1 protein-coding gene and 1 pseudogene are annotated in these 1,276 nt (G+C 68.1%); both read left to right on the top strand.

Going from position 1 to position 1,276, the window contains the following annotated elements; genetic code table 11:
- Positions 1 to 505: pseudogene (locus tag LHA35_RS28280) on the top strand (IS21 family transposase); the annotation flags it as partial.
- Positions 402 to 1,130 carry an IS21-like element helper ATPase IstB gene (istB, locus tag LHA35_RS28275; protein ID WP_226615175.1) on the top strand — a complete coding sequence of 243 codons (729 nt, stop codon included), beginning with the start codon at positions 402 to 404 and terminating at the stop codon, positions 1,128 to 1,130. The pseudogene LHA35_RS28280 and the gene istB, both read left to right, overlap by 104 nt.
- The last annotated feature ends 146 nt before the right edge of the window (positions 1,131 to 1,276 follow it).

Genomic DNA, 1,276 nt, shown 5'->3' with positions numbered 1-1,276 from the left:
CGCTGCTTCGGGCGCGACCAGACGGTCTACGATCCCTGGCACTACGTCCCCGTGCTGGCGCGCAAGCCCGGGGCGCTGCGGAACGGCGCGCCCTTCAAGGACTGGCTGCTGCCGAGCGCACTCGAGCGCATCCGCCGCAAGCTGCGCAGCGCCGAAGATGGCGATCGGCAGATGGTCGATATCCTGACCGCGGTGCTGAGCGACGGGCTGGCGGCGGTCGAGGCGGCGTGCGCCGAGGCCCTGCGCGAGGGCGTGCACTCGGCCGACGTGGTGCTGAACATCCTGGCCCGCCGGCGCGACCCACCGGTCCCGGCGCCGATCCTCATTCCCGACGCCCTGCGGCTGCAGCATGAGCCGCTGGCCGATTGCAGCCGCTACGACAGCCTGAGGAGCAGCGCGTGATGGAACGGTCCGAGATCCTCGCCGCCATGGGCGAGCTGCGATTGTTCGGCATGAAGACCGCGTTCGACGGCATCATCGCTGCGGCGGTGAAGCGTCAGCATGAACCGCAGCGGGTGATCGGCGACTTCGTCTCGGCCGAGATCTCGGAGAAGCAGGCCCGCTCGATCAAGTACCAGATGACCATCGCCAAGCTGCCGCTGGCCAAAGACGTCGAGGACTTCCAGTTCGAAGGAACGCCAGTCAACCAGACGCTCGTGCGTGACCTGGTGGGCGGCAACTTCCTGGCCCAGCAGCGCAACGTGGTCCTGGTCGGCGGGACCGGCACGGGCAAGACGCACCTGGCGATCGGCGTCGCCCGCGCGCTGATCCGCAGCGGCGCCCGCGGCAGGTTCTACAACGTCGTCGACCTGGTGAACCGGCTGGAGGCCGAGAGCAGGTCAGGACGCGGCGGCCGCATGGCCGACCATCTCTGTCGCCTGGATTTCGTCGTGCTCGACGAACTCGGCTACCTGCCGTTCGCACTCTCCGGTGGGCAGCTGCTGTTTCACCTGGTCAGCCGCCTCTACGAGCAGACCTCGGTTATCGTCACCACCAACCTCGCATTCGGCGAATGGCCGACCGTGTTCGGCGACGCCAAGATGACCACCGCCCTGCTGGACCGGCTGACGCACCACTGCGACATCGTCGAGACCGGCAACGAGAGCTGGCGGTTCAAGAACCGCGCCTGATCACCCGAACGCTGAGGCCATCACCGGCTGGTCGGCCGCCCCTCCGCCTACGGCTCCGGGGTGACCGACCAGCCGGTGCCTCAGCACGCACCAAGGGGGTCCCTTTTGGACGCCGATCCGGGGTCCCATTTCCATGCCGATTGACA

This window comes from Roseicella aerolata, from assembly GCF_020523605.1.
Taxonomy (GTDB): Bacteria; Pseudomonadota; Alphaproteobacteria; order Acetobacterales; family Acetobacteraceae; genus Paracraurococcus; species Paracraurococcus aerolatus.
This window is presented reverse-complemented; position numbering and strand designations above follow the sequence as displayed.

What these genes read in the sequence shown, in the direction of transcription:
- istB (WP_226615175.1), top strand. Translation starts at nt 402, where the DNA reads ATGGAACGGTCCGAGATCCTCGCCGCCATGGGCGAGCTGCGATTGTTC.